Origin of the sequence: Burkholderia sp. E168m22 (assembly GCF_001319805.1) — a bacterium.
GTDB lineage: Bacteria > Pseudomonadota > Gammaproteobacteria > Burkholderiales > Burkholderiaceae > Burkholderia > Burkholderia orbicola.
Genome location: NZ_BBSK01000055.1, coordinates 1 through 950 on the forward strand (window position 1 = coordinate 1; position 950 = coordinate 950).

The following is a 950-nucleotide window of genomic DNA, read 5'->3' on the forward strand; positions in this document are numbered from 1 at the left end:
CGTGCGCCCGGCGCTGAACGGCGAGAAGCCGGCGCTGGCGGCCGCCGGCGCGTCGGACGACGACTGGGAGACCTTCTAAGCCATGTCGCACGCGCGCGCGCCGTTTCGACCCGATGCACCGGATGCCTCGCCTCGCGCGGGCGAGCCGGGGCGCGACTTCGCGTTCACCGGCGCGGATTTCGCACGCATCCGCGCGCTGATCCACCAACGCGCGGGCATCTCGCTGTCCGAGCACAAGCGCGACATGGCCTACAGCCGTCTCGCGCGACGGCTGCGGGCGCGCGGCCTCGACACGTTCCGCGACTACCTCGACCTGCTCGAGCAGGAAGACGATCCGCTCGAGTGGGAAGCGTTCACCAACGCGCTGACGACCAACCTGACCGCGTTTTTCCGCGAGTCGCACCATTTCCCGATCCTGTCGGAATTCGTGAAATCGCGGCCGGCGCCGGTGTCGGTCTGGTGCTCGGCGGCGTCGACCGGCGAGGAGCCGTACTCGATCGCGATCACGCTGATCGAGGCGCTCGGCGACACGGCCGCGCGCAACGCATCGATCCTCGCGACCGATCTCGACACGCAGGTGCTCGCGAAGGCCGAAGCCGGCATCTATACGTACGACCAGGTCAAGCACCTGTCGCCGGAGCGGCTCAAGCGCTTCTTCCTGAAGGGCACGGGCGCGCAGGCCGGCCGCGTGAAGGTGCGCCCCGAGCTGCGCGCGATGATCCGTTTCGAGCAGTTGAACCTGACCGATGCGGACTACGGGATCGCGAAGCCGTTCGACGCGATCTTCTGCCGCAACGTGATGATCTATTTCGACAAGCCGACGCAGGGGCAGGTGCTGTCGCGCTTCGAGCCGCTCGTGAAGCCGGGCGGGCTGCTGTTCGCCGGCCATTCGGAGAATTTCACGTACGTGACGCAGGCGTTCCGGCTGCGCGGGCAGACGGTGTACGAAC

The 950-nt window shown here is 68.0% G+C and carries 1 protein-coding gene; it reads left to right on the forward strand.

Going from position 1 to position 950, the window contains the following annotated elements; translation table 11 throughout:
- Positions 1–82 precede the first annotated feature (82 nt).
- Positions 83–950 (forward strand): CheR family methyltransferase (locus tag AP428_RS14390; protein WP_054928245.1); only part of this gene is annotated, 868 nt, incomplete at its 3' end.